Here is an 18306-nt window from a genome sequence, read left to right as displayed (position 1 = left end):
CGGCTGCCGCCGTCGGACCCGGACCCGTCGGCGGCGCCGCCACACCCCGTGCGCGCGTCCGCCGCAGTGCCCGACAGGGAGGAGAGCGTCGCCATGCACGACCGCGCCCCGCAGCCGGTGGACCGTCAACTGCCCACGGACGAGGCCCGGGATCTGTTCTCGCTCGTACGTGATCTCGTACAGCGCGAGATCGCCCCGACGGCGGCCGAGGAGGAGGACGCCGGGCGCTTTCCGCGCGAAGTCTTCACCCTTCTCTCCGAGTCAGGACTGCTCGGACTGCCCTACGACTCCGAGTACGGCGGCGGTGACCAGCCGTACGAGGTCTATCTCCAGGTCCTCGAAGAGCTTGCCGCCGCGCGCCTGACGGTCGGCCTCGGCGTCAGCGTCCACTCCCTCTCCTGCCATGCGCTCGCGGGCTACGGCTCCAAGGAGCAGCAGAACGAGCACCTGCCCGCGATGCTCGGCGGCGGTCTGCTCGGTGCGTACTGCCTGTCCGAGCCCGCCTCCGGTTCCGATGCGGCGTCCCTGCGGACGAAGGCGGTACGGGACGGCGGCGACTGGGTGCTCACCGGCACCAAGGCCTGGATCACGCACGGTGGTGTCGCCGACTTCTACACGGTGTTCGCCCGCACCGGCGCCGAGGGCAGGCACGGCATCACGTCGTTCCTGGTGCCCGGGGACGCCGAGGGCCTGAGCGCCGCGGCACCCGAGAAGAAGATGGGCATGAAGGGCTCGCCCACCGCTCAGCTGCACTTCGACGGCGTCCGCGTGCCGGACACCCGCCGCATCGGCGAGGAGGGTCAGGGCTTCGCGATCGCCCTGTCCGCACTCGACTCGGGGCGGCTCGGCATCGCGGCCTGCGCGATCGGTGTGGCTCAGGCGGCACTGGACGCAGCGCTGGCCTACGCCACCGAGCGCCGGCAGTTCGGCCGCCCCATCGCCGACTTCCAGGGGCTGCGGTTCATGCTGGCCGACATGGCCACGCACATCGAGGCGGGCCGGGCCCTCTACCTCGCGGCGGCCCGCCTGCGCGATGCGGGCAAGCCCTTCTCCAAGCAGGCCGCCATGGCGAAGCTGCTGTGCACCGACACCGCGATGAAGGTCACCACGGACGCCGTTCAGGTGCTCGGCGGCTACGGCTACACCGCCGACTTCCCCGTCGAGCGCTACATGCGCGAGGCGAAGGTGCTGCAGATCGTCGAGGGCACCAACCAGATCCAGCGCATGGTCATCGCGCGTCACCTCGCGGGACCCGAGTCCCGCTGAACTGTCCGGCCCTGACCAGGGGCGCCGCGAGCCGTACCCACTCCGGGTCGTGGCGCCCCGGCAGCGTCTTGCCCCGGTTGGCCCAGGACGTCAGCAGGGCGCGATAGATGGGCGGGTCCTGCGGCTGGGGCGGCCGGGGAACCGATTCTGCGAGCGCGGGGACCACAAGGCGGCGACGGCGGCCTGTCGCGGAATGGGGAGGGGTCATACCGGGTCAACGCCCGGACGGGCGGACAGGTCACCGGCGGGAGGAATCGACTCTCCGTTCAGGTCCTGCCCGCGTCGGGCCGGCCGAGCTGTGGCACTGGACCCTCATCGTTCGTGATGCTGAGCGTCGCCTACCGCCACATGCAGCCATGGCGAAGTGGCCGTGCCAGGGGATCTCCGGTACGTCGCCACGGCGAGCCCGGCGAAGAGCGCTGGACACACTGATCCTGCACCACGGCAGGTTCACTGCGATGGCGCAGGACAGCTACGGGGGCCGATCGGCTACGGGGCCGATCGGCTACGCGAACTGATCAGGTACTGAAACGGGCCGCTGTTGAGGCCGGATGAGGCGACCACCGTGGGCGCGGGCCGCGGGACCGCGCCTACGCGGCAGGGCGGCGGATCGCCGGCATCCGGATCGGGCGCGAGCCCGGGCCGCCGACGTGCGAGAACGGCTGCGTCCGCCAGTTCAGCCCCTGAGGGAGCGTCAGAAGGAGGCCGGTCTCCTGTTCCTGAGCCTCCATGGACTCGTCGGCGGGCCGCGCGTCGGACGCCCAGCGCCCGGTGCCGGCGCAGACCGTGAGCCCGAACGGGTTCCACGGAGAGGCGCACAGCGCATGCTCGGGCAGGACGTCCTCGTCCGCCAGCAGGGCGATCGGCTGGGCGCAGTCCGGGCAGATCACCCGGTACATCTCCAGAGTGTCGTAGGTGTCGAGCTCGTCCTCGACCGGTTCGACGCCCTCCGGTGCGGGCTCGATGACCGGCTGCTGCCTGCTGCGGGCAGGGCGACCGGGACGCTTCAGACTCTGCATGAACTCCCCCTCGGGTGGGCCGGCAAGGCGCTGCGGCCTGGACCACAGCAAGCACTTCCCGCCTGGTCGTACGGGTAATCGCGCCCAACCCTCAGACACGGTCACAGTGCTGTGGTCTTCGTCACATGCCGGTTGCAGATGCCGAAACCTCGAACGCCGCGAGGGGCCATGGGCGGCCGGGAGCCCGGAAACCGGGGGAAAAACGGGGGGATGGTCCGGTGGTTGGGCCATCCTCCACATAGCCGCGCATGTATCCCCGGGGATCATGCGCACTGTAGCTTTTGCGCCATGGAGGAGCTGGACCGTCAGATTGTGCAGCTGCTCGTCAAGGACGGGCGGATGAGCTACACCGACCTGGGCAAGGCCACTGGTCTTTCCACGTCGGCCGTGCACCAGCGGGTGCGCCGGCTGGAGCAGCGCGGCGTCATCCGCGGCTATGCCGCGGTCGTCGATCCGGAGGCCGTCGGGCTGCCGCTCACGGCCTTCATCTCGGTGAAGCCGTTCGACCCCAGCGCGCCGGACGACATCGCAGACCGGCTCGCGGGCGTCCCGGAGATCGAGGCCTGCCACAGCGTCGCGGGCGACGAGAACTACATCCTCAAGGTGCGCGTGGCCACCCCGCTCGAACTGGAAAACCTCCTCACCCGCATCCGCTCCCTGGCCGGCGTCTCAACCCGCACGACGGTGGTCCTCTCCACCCCGTACGAGGCCAGACCCCCCAGAATCTGACCGGACACCGTCGCACTGTTGTGGGCAGTCGTTCCGCTGGGCTGGGTGCACCTCCCACGCCCTTAGGGCCTGTGTCGGAAGTGGCGCCTGCCTCGCGACGCCTGGCACGCACTCCCCCAGCTAACTCCCCCAGCTAACGCTGGGGGTGCCCCCAGGAGGTGCCCCCACGCCGCGTTGCCGAAATGCCCTAGTAGCTCCTCCCCCATTGCCTTAAGGGCATGGGAGGTGCCCCCATCGAGGACATTCCGGCGCCTTGCGATCGCACGCACCAGACGCCGCGAGGCCCGCCCTTCGGGCGAACGACGCCACTTCCGACACAGGCCCTGGGGCAGTGGGGGAGGGTGGGCGCAACCCCACGTCGTACGGCGCCCCGACGTGGAACCCGACGAAGGCGCCGGGGGCACAGGGGGAGAGACTGTCCCCATGAGCAAGAGCCCCACCAGTCGCAGAGACCATCGCACCGTGCTGCTGCGCCGCGGCGACATCCACACCCCTGCCGACCCCTTCGCCACCGCGATGGTCGTCGAGCGCGGACACGTCGCCTGGGTCGGCTCCGAGGGGGCCGCCGACGCCTTCGCGGACGGCGTCGACGAGGTGATCGACCTCGACGGCGCCCTGGTCACCCCGGCGTTCACCGACGCCCACGTACACACGACAGCGACCGGTCTCACCCTCAACGGCCTCGACCTGACCGGTGCCCGCACTCTCGACGAGGCCCTCGTACTCGTACGGGAGCACGCCGCCGCGCGTCCGCACGACCGGGTCCTGCTCGGCCACGGCTGGGACGCCGCCCGCTGGCTGGGCGGGCGCCCGCCGTCCCGCGCCGAGCTCGACGAGGCGACCGGTGGCCGCCCGCTCTACCTCTCCCGCATCGACGTCCACTCGGCGGTCGTCAGCACGGCGCTGCTCGACCTCGTGCCCGGTATCGCCGAGCGGGCCGGATACGAGCCCGACGCGCCGCTCACGCGCGACGCCCACCACGCCGTGCGCGCCGCCGCCCACGCCGCGGTCACCCCCGAACAGCGCAGAGAGGCCCAGCGCGCGTCCCTGCGGCACGCCGCGTCGCTCGGCATCGGCTCCGTACACGAGTGTGCGGGCCCCGACATCTCCAGTGAGGACGACTTCACCGGACTGCTGCGGCTGGCAGCCGAGGAGCCCGGGCCGCGCGTCGTGGGCTATTGGGCCGAGCGGATCGCGGACGCGCGGGACGCCGGGAAGGTCAGGGAACTGGGCGCGATCGGCGCCGCGGGCGACCTGTTCGTCGACGGCACCCTCGGCTCGCACACCGCGTGCCTGCACGAGCCGTACGCCGACGCCGGCCACACCGGCGCCGCGTACCTGGACGCCGCGGCCGTCGCCGACCACGTCACCGCCTGTACCGAGGCCGGGCTGCAGGCGGGCTTCCACGCCATCGGCGACGCCGCCGTCACCGCGGTCGTCGAGGGGGTGCGCGCCGCTGCCGACAAGCTGGGCATGGCCCGAATCCGCGCCGCCCGGCACCGCGTGGAGCACGCCGAGATGCTCACCCCGGAGACCATCGCGGCCTTCGCCGAACTCGGCCTCACCGCCTCCGTCCAGCCTGCCTTCGACGCGCTGTGGGGCGGCGAGGAGGGGATGTACGCCCAGCGCCTCGGCGCCGCACGCGCGCGTACCCTCAATCCGTTCGCGGCCCTCCTGCGTACGGGTGTCCCGCTGGCCTTCGGCTCCGACAGCCCCGTGACGCCTCTCGACCCGTGGGGCACCGTCCGGGCCGCGGCCTTCCACCGCACGCCCGAACACCGCGTCTCGGTACGCGCCGCCTTCACCGCCCACACGCGCGGCGGCTGGCGGGCCATCGGCAGGGACGACGCGGGAGTTCTGGTGCCCGGCGCGCCCGCGGACTACGCCGTGTGGCGCACCGGCGACCTGCTCGTCCAGGCGCCCGACGACCGCGTCGCCCGCTGGTCCACCGATCCTCGCTCAGGCACCCCTGGTCTGCCAGATCTCTCTCCGGGCGCCGAACTGCCCGTCTGTCTGCGCACGGTGGTGTTCGGTCAGCCGGTCTTCGTACGGCCGGACGAGTGATGTACGGGGAAGGCGCGCGGTCGATCTTGGAGCGCCGTGCCGTTGTGCCACCTGGGTTTCCTCGGCACTGACCTGCCGATTCGGGGAATCGAGGCAGCTCGCACGGCTGTTGACAGAGAGCTGCGGTCGGCCGGTAGGTTCGGCCGGGTCCACCACTGGACGTCCGACGGGGAACCTCCACGCAGTCGTCGAACGCGGCTGGGGCATGGGGTGGTGTGCCGCACCGGCGCACCACCACTGGGAGCCAGTCCCAGCGCCCGCGCCTCGGGGGCGAGGGAACGTTCCTGCCGGATGGGGGTCCCTCCCTGCTCCTCCAGAGCCTGGGGGAAGGTGCGACCCGGGTGGGGCCCGGATGCTCAGTAGACAACGGCTTTCGGTAGATCCGCAGCCAGCGGGTCCCAGGTCGGCCCGAAGGGCGCCGGGCCCCGATCCGCAGCGGGGCCCTACCGGGGCTTCGCCGTTCTCTTTCCTGGTTCTTGTTCTCTTCCCTGGTTCTTGTCGTATCGACACCCCCACAACGGCCCGCTGACCACGACGGCGCAGGCAGTGGCCACTATGGTGGTGCTCTGCGTACAGACGTGAAGGGGCAGCAGTGAACGACGGTGATGAGAGCGCACGCGTGGCGGCGCAGGGCCGGCAGTTCGGTCCCCTCGGCACGGCCTTGGTGATCATCCCGACGTACAACGAGGCGGAGAACATCAAGTCGATCGTCGATCGGGTGCGAGCCGCCGTGCCCGAGGCGCACGTCCTCGTCGCCGACGACAGCAGCCCCGACGGAACCGGTGAGCTCGCCGACGAGATCGCCGCCGGTGACGACCACGTCCAGGTGCTGCACCGCAAGGGCAAGGAAGGTCTCGGCGCGGCCTACCTCGCCGGCTTCCGCTGGGGTCTCGAGCACGGCTATGGCGTACTGATCGAGATGGACGCCGACGGCTCCCACCAGCCCGAGGAGCTGCCCCGGCTGCTCACCGCCCTCAAGGGCGCAGACCTGGTGCTCGGTTCCCGCTGGGTGCCCGGCGGCCGCGTCGTGAACTGGCCTCGCTCCCGTGAGTTCCTCTCCCGTGGCGGCAGTACGTACTCGCGGGTGCTGCTCGACATCCCCATCCGGGACGTCACCGGCGGCTACCGCGCCTTCCGCCGCGAGACCCTCGAGGGCCTCGGCCTTCGCGAGGTCGCCTCGCAGGGGTACTGCTTCCAGGTCGACCTGGCACGCCGTGCGGTCAAGGCCGGTTACCACGTCGTCGAGGTGCCCATCACCTTCGTCGAGCGTGAGCACGGGGACTCCAAGATGAGCCGGGACATCGTCGTCGAGGCGCTGTGGCGGGTCACGGCGTGGGGTGTGGGGGAGCGGGTCGGCCGCCTGCTGAGCCGTAAACACGCCTGAGCCTCTGCACCACCGTGTCCTGGCGGGGCCTCGCCCCCTCGCCGCCTCGTCCGGTCGGCCGGTCGCTCCCGTCGACCGGCCTCTTACGCGGGTCTGAGCCCGGCACCGGCACACTGGGGGGCATGACGACTGGCGCACCGCCTCCCACGAACCCCGCTCAGCCCCGCCGCTCCTCCCGGCCGCGTTCCTATCTGCCGCTCGGCATCGCCGCGTGGCTGGTGCTGGAGATCTGGCTGCTGACCGTCGTGGCGGACGCGGCAAGCGGGTTCACCGTCTTCCTGTTGCTGATCGCCGGGATCGTGCTGGGATCCTTGCTCATCAAGCGCGCCGGACGCCGGGCCTTCCGGCGGCTGAGCGAGGCGCTGCAGCAGCAACAGCAGACGGGTGCCGTCCCTGCGGGTGACCGGCGCGGCAGCGGCAATGCGCTGACGATGCTCGGCGGGCTGCTGCTGATCATGCCCGGCCTGATCTCCGACGCCCTGGGCCTGCTCTGCCTGGTGCCGCCGGTCCAGAAGGCGCTGAGCCGGTACGCGGAGCGGACCTTCGAGCGGCGGCTGCGGGCTGCCTCGCCCGGCAGCCTGGGAGACGCGTTCCAGCAGGCCCGTATGCGCCGGCCGGACGGCAAGGTCGTCCAGGGCGAGGTCATCCGCGACGACGCACCGCCCACGTCTCACCCGGACGCCGGCCCCAGGCCGCCCTTGACGCCCTGACTGGTCCGCGGCGCGGCCCGAACGCCGGCCCACGGCCACCGATGACGCCCTGAAGGCAGCGAGGCACGGACGGCGTCGCGTGCACCGCTGGCGGTCGCCGCTGCGGCTGTGGGCAGTCGTGCCGCAGGGGCGGCATGGGTGGGCACAGCGGCACCCCGATGGTGTGGGTCCCTTGCCCGCGCCACCCGGTGCCGGGGTGGTGCCCTTGTCGTGGCGGCGCACCCGCCGCGGCTGCCGGGCTGATCGCAGCGCGGTCCGGGCGTCGGCCCGCCACCGCCGCCGGCGCCCTTACCGCAGCCGGTAAGGACGCAGGTCCGCTCGGCTGACACCGTGACCGAGGCCGGGCAGACAGAAGCCGCGGCGGCCACACCGAGGTGTAGCCGCCGCGGCTGTGTGCCTTCGGCGGTCGCCTGGCCCTTCGGGTCAGGCGGACTTGCGGCTGTCCCGCGGGTGCACGGCGATGTTCATGGCGCCGGAGCGGAGAACGGCCAGCCGCTCCTCGAGAACCTCTTCCAGCTCCTCGCGAGTGCGCCGCTCCATCAGCATGTCCCAGTGCGTACGCGCAGGCTTCGCCTTCTTCTCCTCAGGGCCGTCGCCGTCCACCAGGAGTGCCGTGGTCCCGCAGACCTTGCACTCCCACTCCGGCGGGATCTCCGCCTCGACCGAGAAGGGCATCTCAAAGCGGTGCCCCTTCTCGCATGCGTACTCCACGGCCTGGCGCGGGGCCAGGTCGATGCCGCGGTCCGTCTCGTAGCTGGTCACCACGAGGCGCGTGCCGCGAAGAGCTCGCTCACTCATGAATCGTGCCTCCCGGGCTTGTCGCCCACAGGACAGGTGTCGCTGTCGTCGTCATCCGGTCAACGTCCGGTCGGCGGTAAAGATTCCCGATCTGGGTCATGCGTCGCCGTCGTAGCCGCCCCTTTTTGTACCCACCGACGCCCGGTTTGTCACATCTGGCAGCAGATGTCACCCAGCGCTCATCAAGCTTTGTCACGCAGTAACGGTCCGCCTGGCAGGCCAAACGCGTACACTACCGCCCTTTGCCGCCCGGTGTTAAATCCGCTCGGGAACGGGGTTGCCGACATCCTGGATCGCCTGCCGCACGGGAACCCGCGCGAGCAGCACGAAACCGAGCACGAAGAAGAGCACCAGCGAGATGATCGCGTCCCGATAACTGCCGGTCAGCTGGTACGTGAGTCCGAACAGCAGGGGGCCGAGCCAGGACATCCCGCGGTCGCTCATCTCGTACGCGGAGAAGTACTCGGCCTCCTTTCCGCGCGGCACGAGATGTGAGAAAAGCGACCGTGACAGCGCCTGGCTGCCGCCGAGGACCAGGCCGATGCCCGCCGCGAGCACGAAGAACCAGGCGGGCGTGCGCGCGGGCAGGAAGTAACCGGCGCCGATGGTGACGGTCCAGGCGACCAGCGAGCCGAGGATCGTCCGCTTGGTGCCGTACCGCTGGGCCAGCCGGCCCATGCCGAGCGCGCCCGCCACGGCCAGCACCTGCACCAGCAGCACCGCGACGATCAGCGTCGACTGGCCGAGCCGCAGCTCCTGGGAGCCGTAGACCGACGCCTGCGAGATCACGGTCTGGATTCCGTCGTTGTAGACGAGATACGCCAGAAGAAAGGCGAGCGTGCGGGGATGCCGGCGCATATGGCGTACGGTCGCGGCCAACTGCCGCCAGCCATGGGTGGACGCCTGGGTGGCCGGCGCCCGGCGGTCGCGCAGCCGCCGCAACGGGATCAGCGTGAAGGCGCCCCACCACACGCCCGCCGAGGCCAGACAGATGCGTACCGCCGTCCCCTCGGACACCCCGAAGCTGTCATGGGCCGAGAAGAGCACCAGATTGGCCACCAGGACGAGTGCGCCGGAGGCGTAACCGAAGGCCCAGCCCCGTGAGGACACGGCGTCGCGCTCCTCGGGCGTGGCGATCTGCGGCAGGTACGAGTTGTAGAGCACCATCGAGACCGCCAGCGAGGCGTTGGCGACGATCAGCAGCGCCCCACCGAGCAGATAGCGGTCGCCGGCCAGGAAGAACATGCCCGCCGTCGCTGCCGCGCCCACGTAGGCGGCGATCGCGAGCAGTGGCTTCTTACGGCCCGTACGGTCGGCGGCGGCGCCCGCCAGCGGCATCAGAAGGATCGACAGGATCACGGACGCGGACACGGAGTACGCGAAGAAGGATCCGGCGCGGACCGGGATGCCCAGCGGATGCACGAAGCCGTCCGCGTCCGCGGCCGACTTGGCGACCTCGGTGAGATAGGGGCCGAGGAACACGGTGAGGACGCTCGTCGAGTAGACCGAGCACGCCCAGTCGTAGACGTACCAGCCGCGCTGTTCGCGCCGCCGTGCGGCTCTCTCGTCGTCGCCGTTCCCCGCCGTCTGCACGGCGTCGGCTCCCGGTCGTGTCCCCACCCGTGCCCTCGCTTCGCCCTCGGTCTCCCCGTACGCGGACGCCGGGCGCGCGGGGAACCGTCAGACCCGGGCCGCTCAGACCCAGATCCCGCGGTCTTTCATCACGTCGCGCAGCGTCTCGATGTGATCGGTCATGATGCCATCCACACCCAGGTCCAGGAGCGCGTGCATCCGCTTCGCCTCGTTGATGGTCCAGACATGGACCTGCAGCCCGCGCGCGTGGGCCTCGCGTACGAAGCGGTGGTCGACGACGCGCACACCGGACTGGCTCTCAGGGACCTGAGCGCACACTGCGGAGCGGCGCACCGCGGCCGGGACGCCGATCGACCGCAGGCGCAGCCCCAGCACACCCCGTGTGCCGTACGACGTCGCAAGACGCGGGCCCGCGATGCGCTGCGCCCGCGCCACCCGCGCCTCCGAGAACGAGCCGACGCAGATGCGGTCCCACGCGCGCGTGCGCTCGATCAGATCCATCAGCGGGAGCAGCGCGGGGTCCGCCTTCATGTCGACGTTCCAGCGCACGTCGGGGAAGATCTCGAGCAGTTCCTCGAAGAGGGGGACGGGTTCGGTGCCCGCCACGCGCGCGTGCTGTACCTCGCTCCACGGGAGGTCGGCGATGCGGCCGCCCGCGTCCGTCACCCGGTCCAGCGTCGCGTCGTGGAAGGCCACGAGCCTGCCGTCCGATGTGGCGTGCACATCCGTCTCCATGTAGCGGTAGCCCAGTTCGGCCGCGTGCCGGAAGGCGGCCACGGTGTTCTCCAGACCGCCGGCTGCTCCGCCGCGGTGGGCGAAGGCTATGGGCCCCGGATGGTCGAGATAGGGGTGGCGTGTGGCTGTGGTCACTGATGGAGTATCGCTCGGTTCGGTGGCGAAGCGGCAACGACTGTGCTGCCCGCCGGTGCCGTGGGGACGGCGAAGACGCGCAGGAACACCTGGGCGAGAGGGCCGATCGACAGCGCGTACAGGACCGTTCCCACGCCCACCGTGCCGCCGAGGACGAAGCCCGTCGCCACGACCGCGACCTCGATGGCGGTGCGGACCAGGCGGATCGAGCGGCCGGTGCGCCGGTGCAGGCCCGTCATCAGGCCGTCCCGTGGGCCGGGGCCGAACTTCGCCGCGATGTAGAGGCCGGTCGCGACTCCACCCGTGAGCTCGGCCAGGCCCTGGTGCAGCACGCCCCACGGCTCCAGGCCGAGACCGGACTCCACGAGGAGCGCCGAGCTCACGCCGTACAGCGTGAGACCGACGTAGAGCTGGAGCAGCCTTCGTAGGAGGTGCCGCCGCTTCGGCGTGAGATCCGTTGCCGCAGCCGGATCGGTGGGGACGGGCCCCTCGGAGCTCTCGGAGCTCTCGGAGCTCCTGGAACTCATGGGGCCCTGAGGGCTCTTAGGCCTCTCAGAACTCCCGCGTGCTGACGTCGTGGACAAAACATGCCCCCCTGCTGGTAGTAGTGGACCGGTCCGTGACACTCTGTGGCTTGGAAACGCAAGCCATCCATGGCCAATTCGGGGAAGGTGGACTGGAATCATGGCGCACTGGACTTCCGCAGTGGGGTCGGTGCAGCTCGCCCGGCTGCTCACCTCCCAGCAGGCCCGTCCCGCGGGCCCCGGCACCCGCAGGCCGCCCGCCTACCGTGCACTCGCCGACGGCATCCGGGTGCTGGTCCTCGAAGGGCGCGTTCCGGTCGCCGCGCGCCTGCCCGCGGAGCGCGAGCTGGCCCTTGCGCTGTCCGTCAGCCGCACCACGGTGGCCGCGGCCTACGAGGAGCTGCGCAACGAAGGGTTCCTGGAGTCCCGCAGGGGCGCGGGCAGCTGGACCGCCGTACCGGCCGGGAACCCGCTGCCCGCGCGCGGGCTCGAACCCCTGCCCCCCGAGGCGCTCGGCTCCATGATCGACCTCGGCTGCGCCGCGCTGCCCGCACCTGAGCCCTGGCTCACCCGGGCCGTCCAGGGGGCGCTGGAGGAGCTGCCGCCGTACGCGCACACGCACGGCGACTACCCGGCGGGGCTGCCCGCGCTGCGTGAGATGCTCGCCGACCGGTACACCGCCCGCGGCATTCCGACCATGCCCGAACAGATCATGGTCACCACTGGCGCGATGGGCGCGATCGACGCTATCTGCCATCTCTTCGCGGGCCGCGGCGAACGTATCGCCGTGGAGTCGCCCAGCTACGCCAACATCCTCCAGCTGATGCGGGAGGCCGGCGCCCGCCTCGTCCCGGTCGCCATGGCGGAAGGGCTCGCCGGCTGGGACATGGACCGCTGGCGCCAGGTGTTCCGCGATGCCGCGCCTCGGCTCGCCTACGTCGTCGCCGACTTCCACAATCCGACGGGCGCCCTGGCCGGCGAGGATCAGCGGCGCCGGCTCGTCGATGCCGCGCGCGCAGCGGGCACCGTGCTCGTCGCCGACGAGACCATGAGCGAGCTCCACCTCGATCCAGGGCTTGAGATGCCGCGTCCCGTCTGCGCGTTCGACCCTGCGGGCTCGACGGTGATCACCGTCGGCTCGGCCAGCAAGGCGTTCTGGGCCGGCCTGCGCATCGGCTGGGTGCGCGCAGCACCCGATGTGATCCGCAGTCTGGTGGCGGCCCGCGCCTACGCGGACCTGGGCACCCCCGTACTGGAGCAGCTGGCCGTGAACTGGCTGCTCAGCACCGGCGGCTGGCAGGAGGCCGTCGACCTCCGGCGCGGTCAGGCCCGGGAGAACCGTGACGCCCTGGTCGCCGCAGTACGCCGCGAACTGCCCGGCTGGGAATTCGAGATCCCGTCCGGCGGACTCACGCTGTGGGTGCGCGCGGGCGGCCTGTCCGGGTCACGCCTCGCCGAGGTGGGCGAGCGGGTGGGGGTACGCGTACCCTCCGGGCCCCGCTTCGGCGTCGACGGCGCTTTCGAGGGCTACGTACGGCTGCCGTTCACCGTCGGCGGCGCCGTGGCCGACGAGGCGGCCACGCGACTGGCGGCCGCGGCGCGCCTGGTCGAGAGCGGCGCGACGACGGGGACGGAGGCACCGCGGACTTTTGTCGCCTGAGGCCGGGCGGGCCGGGCTTGGTGCTCGGGCGTCAGTTGGCCTGTGACGGGGGCTGCTCGGCCCTTGGATCGCTGATCGCGGGATCGCTGGGGGACGACGGGTCGGTGGGCGCGCCCGGTCGATAGCGGCGCGACGACTTGGACGGAGGCGCCGGGATGCTTGGGTCTCAGCGGCTGCTGGCCTGCGACGGGTGCTGCCCGGCCGGCCGCTGATTCGGTGATCGCGGGATCGCTGGGAGACGGGTCGGTGGGACGCGCCCGTTCGAGCGCGGCGCGGCGATCTGGACTGAGGCGATGTGGACGCTTGGGTCGCAGCGTCCTCAACGCTCGGCTCCTGCTGCCTCAGCGACGGATGCCGTGGCGACGGCCGAATTGCCGATCGCGGGATCGTCGACGGCCGATTCGGCGATGGCGGATTCGCTGACCGGGGCGTCGGCGCCCACCGATTCGTTGAACACCGGCTCGGTGGCCGGTGGCCCGGAGACCTGGGATCCGGATACGGGCGAGCCGGACACCGGTGACTCGGTCGGCGATCCGGCGACCGGGGATCGGGCCCCGGCCACCGGATTTCTGGCCGTCGTCTCCCTGACGTTGCTCTGTCCTGCGGCCGCCCTGGCGGGGGCCGGACCCGCCGGGGCGGTATCCGTGGTCCCGGCCTCTGTGATCCGGCTCTCGACTGCGGGTGCGGCTGCGGCGGCGACCGGCCTGGGCTCCTCAGCCCTCGCCCCGTGAATCTGTGTTGCGGAGGCGGCCGACCCGGCCCGGGCCGTATCCCTGGCCGCTGTCCCTGTGACGCGGCTCTGGGCCGCTGCTGCAGCGGCGACCGGCACGGGCTCCTCGGCCGTTCCCTCCCGCACCTGGGTGGCTGTGGCGGTTGCCCCGACGGGCACAGCGTCTCCCGCGCGCTCTCCGGCAGCCGTCTCCACGAGGGCTGACGCGAACGCCCCCTCCGCCACGACTGCCCCCACCCCGACGGGCTCCACCCCTGCAGCGGCTGTTTCGGGCGTGGCCGCCCCCGCCTCGCCCGCCCCCGCCTCGCCCGCCCCCGCCTCGTCCGCCCGCGCGTCGTCCGCCCGCTCCTCGTCCGCCCGCTCCTCGTCCCCTCCGACGCGCTGCGGCAGCAGATCCATCACCGCCCTCCGGTGGGACTCGCTGGTCGCGTCGTCGTACGGGTCGGGTGTGGCAGGGACCTGCAGGCGGTGTACCGGACCTGCGCCCAGCCGGGCGTAGCCGCGGCCCGGGGCCATGTCCGTCGTCGGGGTGGTGTGCGGCGGCACTCCGAGCACGCCCTCGATCTGGTCCGGTGTGGCGGGGCCGAGGACGACCCGCGCGCGCGTGTGCTGGCGTACCGGGTCGCTCAGGCCGTCGAGACTGTCGAACTGGTCCGCGACGACGACCGTCACGTTGGCCGCCCGCCCGTGCCGGAGGGGCACTTGCAGCAGGCTCTGCGGATCCCTGCGGCCGTCGGCGGCCGCAAGGTGGCCGAGGATGCTCGGCCGGTCGAGAAGGATCCACAGCGGGCGCTTCGTGTCGGCCGGGGCCGGCTGACCCGCCTGGCGTGCCCGATTGGCGGCGATCAGGCGCCGCTCCGTCTCGTGTGCCGCCCATTCCAGGCTCGCGGACGCCCCGGCGAGCCCGCACTCGACGGCCAGGACGCCGCGGCGTCCGGTCAGACAGGCGTACTCGCCCGTGCCAGTGCCCTCCACAATCAGCACGTCACCGTGTTGCAGGGCTTGCAGAGCGATGGAGCGCAGCAGGGTCGTCGTGCCACTGCCGGGCTGGCCGACGGCCAGCAGATGCGGCTCGGTGGAGCGGATGCCGGTGCGCCAGACGACCGGCGGCACGTCGCGCTGCTTGTCCCCGTCCGCCACGGGAACCGTCCGTGGTACCCCAGACGGGTCGGTGAAGCCGAGCACCGTCTCACCAGGCGTCGTGACGAAGCGCTGAGCCGCGATGTGCGTCGGCAGCGGCGGCAGCACCGACACGGTCAGCTGGTTGCCCTCCTCGTCCCAGTCGAAGCGGTACTCGCGGCCACGGCCCGACTTCGCGTGCACCAGGTGCTCGATCCGCGCGCGGGACTCGGCCTCGCCGTCCGTGAAGTACGCCGGGTAGCGGATCTCGAGCCGCGAGAGACGGCCTGCCTCGTCGAACTCGTACGAGCCGAAGGCCTTGTTCCACTCGCCGCCGTGCGCGTAGAGCGGGCTCGGGTCCTCGGGGACCGAGAAGTACGGGACGAGCGCGTCGTACAGCGAGGTGAGCCGCTTCAGCTGCGGTGCGCCCGGGCCGTTCGCGGACGTCTGGCCGGCGCGATCCCGGCCCGTCCAGGCCGCCGCTGCCAGCACCACGACACCCGTCAGCAGCGGACCGTAGGGGATCAGCGCGACGACGAGGAGAAGAGAACTCACCAGGAACACGAGCGGCCCGCGACGGTCCTTCGGCGTCGCAGCCCACTTGCGACGCCCTGACGCGGCCAGCCGGCGCAGCCCACGGGTGACCGTGATCAGCGGGTGGAGGACGTCGCCGGCCCCGCGGGCCGCCGACCGTGCCAGCTCCCGGCCTCGGGCGAAGTGGGCGCTGCCGCTGCTCAGCATGCGAGGGAGTACGCGCCGGGACACGTCTGTCTCCTGAGGGTGCGTTCGAGAGGGTGCGTACCGGGCGGGACCGTCAGAACTTGATCCCGCCCAGAAGGCTCGCCAGGCTCGCGCCACCGGCCTTGATGCTGGGGGCGATGGCCGTGCTGGCGAGGTAGAAACCGAAGAGGCCGCAGACGACCGCGTGCGTGCCCTTGAGCCCGTCCTTGCGGCAGAAGAGGACGACGATGATGCCGAGCAGTACGACGCCCGAGATGGAGAGGATCATGAGAGGTCTCCTGGTCAGTGGGGACAGTCAGGACAGTCACCATGAGTACTTCCAGGCTCACAGCATGTATCCATACGATAAAAGGTGCAACTGGGTGAAATTCCGTTGATTTCCATCGATTGGCAGGGTCGGGCTGCGCCACCCGGGCGGGCCTCGGGATGCGAGCGGCCCTTGGATGATCTTTGCCTCGGTCCGGGCCGGGCCTGTGCCCGAAGGGGCAGTACGCTGGCGATTCATCCGTACGAGTGCCCGGCCGTACATCCTCTGTGCACTCGAGGCGCGCACCCTGCAGTGCGCGTTCGCACGGGCATCAGGAACCTTGCACCCCGACAACCTTGCACATCCTGACAACGCACACGCAGCCGAAAGGTGGTCCCGGCCGATGAGCGCTGAATCCTCCCCCGGAGCAACCCCCGGACCGCCTGTCCCCGACCCGGAGGTCGTGGAGCTGGCGACGAAGATCTTCGATCTGGCGCGCCAGGGACGGACCGAGGCGCTCGCCGCATACGTCGACGCGGGCGTCCCAGCCAATCTCACCAACGACAAGGGCGACACCCTCGTGATGCTGGCCGCCTACCACGGCCACGCGGACGCGGTCCGTGCCCTGATCGAGCGAGGCGCCGAACCGAACCAGGCCAACGACCGCGGGCAGACGCCGCTCGCGGGCGCCGTCTTCAAGGGCGAGGAGGCGGTGATCCGGGCGCTGCTGGACGCCGGCGCCGACCCCGCCGCCGGCACGCCCTCGGCTGTCGACACGGCCCGTATGTTCGGCAAGACGGACCTGCTCGAACTGTTCGGGGCGCACTGAGGCGCCTTCTCGGAGTGATCGGGGCGCACTCAGCCGCATGATCGGAGTGATCAGGGCGCACCGAGCCGTCGGAAATGTGGTCGCGGGCGGCATAACCGCTGGGTCATCATGACGTCGTGGTTCACGGACGCGACGACTGGGCAGGTGTTGCCGCACCGCGCGGACCGTGAGCGGCCCGCTCCCGGCGGGCCACCGACGAGAGGCAGAGGAAGATGGTCTACAGCAAGCAGGAAACGGCGGGCGCCCCGACGTGTTGTCGCGCAGCCAGGTAGTGCGGTATCCCCGGTTGCGTCGACGCTTGATGTGAGGCTCTTTCCATGTTCGATCCGGTCATAGCGCCCAGCGGTACGCTGCTCGGCCTGCTCCAGCGGGGCCGCGGCGACGGCACGCTCCACGCACTCACCGCCCCGCGCGCCGAGGCGCTCGCGGCGCTGAACCACTGCGTGCTGAACGACCCCCGCCACGACTGGCAGGTGGAGAACCGCTCCCTGTACTACGCCCGCCTCTTCCTCGACCTACGTGGCGAGCTCGACGAGATCGAGCGGCATCTCTTCGCCGCGGACGACGTCCTCGAGACGGACGAGTCACGCACCGGGCTCTCGCTGGCGGTGCTCGGTCACCTCGCCTCGTACGGCAGGCGTGACGCGTTCGCACTGCTGCGGCGGTACGCGGCCTGCGGCACCAACTGGGCCTGGGCGCTGGACGAACTCGCGCTGCGCGACGACGACGCCGGGCTGAGCGCCCTCGCCCTGCCCGTTCTCGCCCGCTTCCCAGCGACCCCGGAGGGTGATGCCGAACTCGCCACCGCGGTCCGGGACGCCTTCGAACCGCGGCCGTGGCGGCTATGGGCCGACGACCCGCGGGAAGCGATCGCCGCCCGGGTGCGGGCGGCGGGGGAGAAGGGTTCGTTCGACCGCTGGCAGCGGCAGCTGACGCCGACCGGACCGCGCCCCGGCTGGAGTGTGCAGGCGGTCTTCGACTGGGCCCAGCAGGGCATCGAGCGCGGCTCGATGCTGCACGTCCCTGCCGCGCGCTGCCTCACCGCCGTCGCCGGCCCCGACGACCGGCCGGCGATCATCGAGGCCGCGCGCAGCGGCAACGACGGAGCACGCTGCACGGCCCTGCGCTATCTGGCCTCCGCCCAGGATCCCGCGGCGCTCGACCTGATCGAGGCGGCCGTGGACAGCCCGTCGCGGCTCGTGGTGGACGCGGCCGTCGACGCCTTCGAACGAATGCGCAGTGTCGCCGCGGTGGAGCGGGCCAGGCGCTGGGCGGGCCGCCCGGACATCCTGGGAGCGGCCGCCGGGCGGATGCTCGCCTGCCGGGGCGGCATGGAGGACGGCCACCTGGTGATCGGCGCGCTCCGGGAGGCAGTGCGCAGCGACGGCCCGGACGCCGCCACGCTCGGCACTCTCATCGACGGGACCGGACGGCTCGGCATCGCCTGCGCAGCCCCCGTCCTGCGGCACATCTACCGCGAAACCGCCTCGTCCCATCTCCGCGGCCGCGCCGCCCGCGCGCTGGCCGTCACAGACCCGTCCTTCGCCGCTGGCTTCGCCGTCGAGTGCCTCTGGGACTGCGAGGAATCCACCCGCGAACTCGCCGCCCGGCACGCCGCGACCGGCGACGCGCGCGTCGTCGACCAGCTCAGGAGGCTCGCCTCCGACCCGGCCGAGGAGGCGGAGGTACAGACCGCCGTGCGCAGCAGGATCGGGCCGGACACACCGGCTGTGTAGCTCCACCGGCTGTGAGCCGGCGCTCCGGCTGCATGGCACCACCGGCCGTGTAGCCCCATCGGCTGTGGGCCGGTCGCTCGGGCCGCGTAGCGCCGCCGACCGCACCGCCACCGCTCGTGTTGTGCCGCTGGTCGCACGGTCACGGCACCGCCACCGCTCGTGTTGCGCCACCGGCCGCACCGTCACGGCACCGCCATCACTCGTGTTGCGCCACCCGCCGCATGGTCACCGGTCGTGCACCGTCACCGTCCGTGTTGGGCCACCCGTCGCACCGTCACGGCACCGCC

General features: G+C 71.8%; 14 protein-coding genes and 1 pseudogene. 8 read left to right on the top strand and 7 right to left on the bottom strand.

The features are described from left to right. Positions 1-93 precede the first annotated feature (93 nt). Complete coding sequence (locus tag H1D24_RS10305) at positions 94-1266, top strand: acyl-CoA dehydrogenase family protein (protein ID WP_181657146.1); 1173 nt, start codon at positions 94-96, stop codon at positions 1264-1266. Positions 1267-1856: 590 nt separating this feature from the next. Here H1D24_RS10305 and H1D24_RS10300 read toward each other — a convergent pair. After that, positions 1857-2285: a hypothetical protein gene (locus H1D24_RS10300; protein ID WP_181657145.1), complete on the bottom strand. Its 429-nt coding sequence runs from the start codon at positions 2283-2285 to the stop codon at positions 1857-1859. Positions 2286-2573: 288 nt separating this feature from the next. On the opposite strand from H1D24_RS10300, the gene H1D24_RS10295 reads away from it, so the two are divergent. The 4 genes from H1D24_RS10295 (at position 2574) to fxsA (ending at position 7172) form a co-directional block, all read left to right on the top strand. Then, on the top strand, positions 2574-3014 hold the full coding sequence (locus H1D24_RS10295) for an Lrp/AsnC family transcriptional regulator (protein ID WP_181657144.1): 441 nt from the start codon (positions 2574-2576) through the stop codon (positions 3012-3014). A 423-nt stretch (positions 3015-3437) separates the two neighbouring features. Continuing rightward, on the top strand, positions 3438-5078 hold the full coding sequence (locus H1D24_RS10290; RefSeq protein ID WP_181657143.1) for an amidohydrolase: 1641 nt from the start codon (positions 3438-3440) through the stop codon (positions 5076-5078). 592 nt (positions 5079-5670) lie between these two features. Next, the gene (locus tag H1D24_RS10285; protein WP_181657142.1) at positions 5671-6462 is read left to right on the top strand and encodes a polyprenol monophosphomannose synthase; all 792 of its coding nucleotides are present in this window, start codon (positions 5671-5673) and stop codon (positions 6460-6462) included. Positions 6463-6584: 122 nt separating this feature from the next. Beyond that, entirely contained in the window at positions 6585-7172 is a 588-nt protein-coding gene (gene fxsA / locus H1D24_RS10280; protein ID WP_181657141.1) for an FxsA family membrane protein, read from the top strand. A 423-nt stretch (positions 7173-7595) separates the two neighbouring features. Here fxsA and H1D24_RS10275 read toward each other — a convergent pair whose 3' ends face one another. The 4 genes from H1D24_RS10275 to H1D24_RS10260 form a co-directional block, all read right to left on the bottom strand. Continuing rightward, positions 7596-7970: an RNA polymerase-binding protein RbpA gene (locus H1D24_RS10275; protein ID WP_067283835.1), complete on the bottom strand. Its 375-nt coding sequence runs from the start codon at positions 7968-7970 to the stop codon at positions 7596-7598. A 255-nt stretch (positions 7971-8225) separates the two neighbouring features. Then, positions 8226-9563: an MFS transporter gene (locus H1D24_RS10270; protein ID WP_181657140.1), complete on the bottom strand. Its 1338-nt coding sequence runs from the start codon at positions 9561-9563 to the stop codon at positions 8226-8228. 102 nt (positions 9564-9665) lie between these two features. Then, complete coding sequence (locus H1D24_RS10265; protein ID WP_181657139.1) at positions 9666-10433, bottom strand: glycerophosphodiester phosphodiesterase family protein; 768 nt, start codon at positions 10431-10433, stop codon at positions 9666-9668. Further along, positions 10430-10960: a YczE/YyaS/YitT family protein gene (locus tag H1D24_RS10260; RefSeq protein WP_258563984.1), complete on the bottom strand. Its 531-nt coding sequence runs from the start codon at positions 10958-10960 to the stop codon at positions 10430-10432. Before H1D24_RS10260 ends, H1D24_RS10265 begins: the two co-directional genes overlap by 4 nt. 157 nt (positions 10961-11117) lie before the next feature. Here H1D24_RS10260 and H1D24_RS10255 point away from each other — a divergent pair, with 157 nt between their 5' ends. Continuing rightward, the gene (locus tag H1D24_RS10255) at positions 11118-12617 is read left to right on the top strand and encodes an SCO1417 family PLP biosynthesis transcription factor (protein WP_181657138.1); all 1500 of its coding nucleotides are present in this window, start codon (positions 11118-11120) and stop codon (positions 12615-12617) included. 1108 nt (positions 12618-13725) lie between these two features. Here the strand turns inward: H1D24_RS10255 and H1D24_RS10250 are convergent. Together H1D24_RS10250 and H1D24_RS10245 are read right to left on the bottom strand one after the other, a co-directional pair. Continuing rightward, positions 13726-15231 (bottom strand): annotated as a pseudogene (locus H1D24_RS10250) (hypothetical protein); the annotation flags it as partial. A 49-nt stretch (positions 15232-15280) separates the two neighbouring features. After that, positions 15281-15475, bottom strand: coding sequence for a hypothetical protein (locus H1D24_RS10245; RefSeq protein WP_067283828.1), 195 nt, complete (start codon positions 15473-15475; stop codon positions 15281-15283). 382 nt (positions 15476-15857) lie between these two features. On the opposite strand from H1D24_RS10245, the gene H1D24_RS10240 reads away from it, so the two are divergent. Then, positions 15858-16283, top strand: coding sequence for an ankyrin repeat domain-containing protein (locus H1D24_RS10240; protein ID WP_181657137.1), 426 nt, complete (start codon positions 15858-15860; stop codon positions 16281-16283). A gap of 317 nt (positions 16284-16600) precedes the next feature. Next, positions 16601-18019 (top strand): HEAT repeat domain-containing protein, encoded by a 1419-nt coding sequence (locus tag H1D24_RS10235; RefSeq protein ID WP_181657136.1) that lies wholly within the window; start codon positions 16601-16603, stop codon positions 18017-18019. Positions 18020-18306: the final 287 nt, after the last annotated feature.

The organism is Streptomyces himalayensis subsp. himalayensis (genome assembly GCF_013778455.1).
GTDB lineage: Bacteria > Actinomycetota > Actinomycetes > Streptomycetales > Streptomycetaceae > Streptomyces > Streptomyces himalayensis.
The sequence above is the reverse complement of the archived record's forward strand: the minus strand, read 5'-3'. Positions and strand labels throughout refer to the sequence as shown.

Coding starts and splice junctions, on each gene's coding strand:
- H1D24_RS10305 (WP_181657146.1), top strand. CDS start 94: ATGCACGACCGCGCCCCGCAGCCGGTGGACCGTCAACTGCCCACGGAC.
- H1D24_RS10300 (WP_181657145.1), bottom strand. CDS start 2,285: ATGCAGAGTCTGAAGCGTCCCGGTCGCCCTGCCCGCAGCAGGCAGCAG.
- H1D24_RS10295 (WP_181657144.1), top strand. CDS start 2,574: ATGGAGGAGCTGGACCGTCAGATTGTGCAGCTGCTCGTCAAGGACGGG.
- H1D24_RS10290 (WP_181657143.1), top strand. CDS start 3,438: ATGAGCAAGAGCCCCACCAGTCGCAGAGACCATCGCACCGTGCTGCTG.
- fxsA (WP_181657141.1), top strand. CDS start 6,585: ATGACGACTGGCGCACCGCCTCCCACGAACCCCGCTCAGCCCCGCCGC.
- H1D24_RS10275 (WP_067283835.1), bottom strand. CDS start 7,970: ATGAGTGAGCGAGCTCTTCGCGGCACGCGCCTCGTGGTGACCAGCTAC.
- H1D24_RS10260 (WP_258563984.1), bottom strand. CDS start 10,960: ATGAGTTCCAGGAGCTCCGAGAGCTCCGAGAGCTCCGAGGGGCCCGTC.
- H1D24_RS10255 (WP_181657138.1), top strand. CDS start 11,118: ATGGCGCACTGGACTTCCGCAGTGGGGTCGGTGCAGCTCGCCCGGCTG.
- H1D24_RS10245 (WP_067283828.1), bottom strand. CDS start 15,475: ATGATCCTCTCCATCTCGGGCGTCGTACTGCTCGGCATCATCGTCGTC.
- H1D24_RS10240 (WP_181657137.1), top strand. CDS start 15,858: ATGAGCGCTGAATCCTCCCCCGGAGCAACCCCCGGACCGCCTGTCCCC.
- H1D24_RS10235 (WP_181657136.1), top strand. CDS start 16,601: ATGTTCGATCCGGTCATAGCGCCCAGCGGTACGCTGCTCGGCCTGCTC.